We start from the raw sequence: 1,356 nt of genomic DNA, 5'->3' as shown, positions 1-1,356 counted from the left end.
TGAAGATTTGGATTTACTTTTCCATTTCCAGCCATTATAGATGCTGCTAATGCAACTACTATTCTTTCTTCTTCATCATCTTCTACTACTGTTTGTGCTACTTCTTTCTTAACATCAACTTTAGGCTTTTCTTTGAATATATTCTTAAATGAACCTAATATAACTGAAATTACTAGTAACGTTAAGAATACTATTGTCATACTCGATACCGTTATTGATAAGGCATCTATCATTGTTAATTGATTTCCCATAATATTATCACCTATTCTCTACATAGTTACTGTTATATACTGAATACTATTTTCATTAGTATCAGTTTCTTCTTTAACATTCTTATTATATTTTTGTTCTAAGAATTTTAAAGCTACTTGTGGGAATAATGCATATGCTAGTACGTCTTCATCGCTCTTAGCTAATTCTCCGGCCTCTTTTTTCATAGCTTCAAATTCTGGGTCTAATAAATCTGCTGGTCTAACTGTTATTACTTCTTCATCACCAATAATCTTTCTTTGAATTTCAGGGTCTATCTTAGCTGGTGCTTTTCCGTACTGCCCCCTTACATAATCCTTTATTTCTTTAGGAACTAATTTATATCTCTCTCCTGTTAAAACATTAAATAATGCTTGAGTACCTACCATTTGACTCATAGGAGTAACAAGTGGTGGATATCCTAAATCTTTTCTTACTCTTGGAACTTCATTTAATACATCTTCATATTTATCAGCTGCACCTTGTTGTTGCATCTGAGATAATAAATTCGATAACATTCCCCCTGGAACCTGATATTTTAACGTTTGTGGATCTGTTAATAATACTTTTGGATTTAATATTCCTTCGCTCATATACTTATCTCTTATCGGCTTAAAGTACTCTGCAACTTTTAAAAGTGCATCCATATCTAATCCTGGATTTCTATCCATTTCAGCAAAAGTTACTGCTAATGATTCTGTTGGAGGTTGAGATGTTCCTCCACTAAATGGAGATATAGCTGTATCGATTATATCTACCCCCGCTTCAACAGCTTTCATATATATCATGTCAGCTATTCCACTTGTACAGTGAGTGTGAAGTTCTATTGGTAATTTAGTAACGTTTTTCATACGCTTAACTAAATCATAAGCATTGTATGGTGTTAAAACTCCTGCCATATCTTTAATACAAATTGAATCTGCTCCCATACCCTCCATTGTCTTAACTAAATCTAAGTAGTACTCTGTAGTATGTATTGGACTTGTTGTGTAAGATATTGCACATTGGCAATGTCCATTATATTTTTTTATAGCTTTCATTGATGCTTCTATATTTCTTACATCATTTAGGGCATCAAATACTCTTATTATATCTATACCATTTTTT

The 1,356-nt window shown here is 32.2% G+C and carries 2 protein-coding genes; both read right to left on the bottom strand.

Annotated features, from left to right (window positions below; all coding sequences use genetic code 11):
* The coding region (locus JWF52_RS03245) for an OadG family protein (RefSeq protein ID WP_208331910.1) at positions 1-251 on the bottom strand (251 nt) is incomplete at its 3' end.
* Between the two features lie 18 nt (positions 252-269).
* Positions 270-1,356, bottom strand: a 1,087-nt coding sequence (locus JWF52_RS03240) for a pyruvate carboxylase subunit B (protein WP_208331909.1), incomplete at its 5' end; no start/stop codon positions are given.

The organism is Clostridium sp. CCUG 7971 (genome assembly GCF_017590215.1).
Lineage (GTDB): Bacteria > Bacillota > Clostridia > Peptostreptococcales > Peptostreptococcaceae > Faecalimicrobium.
The sequence above is the reverse complement of the archived record's forward strand: the minus strand, read 5'-3'. Positions and strand labels throughout refer to the sequence as shown.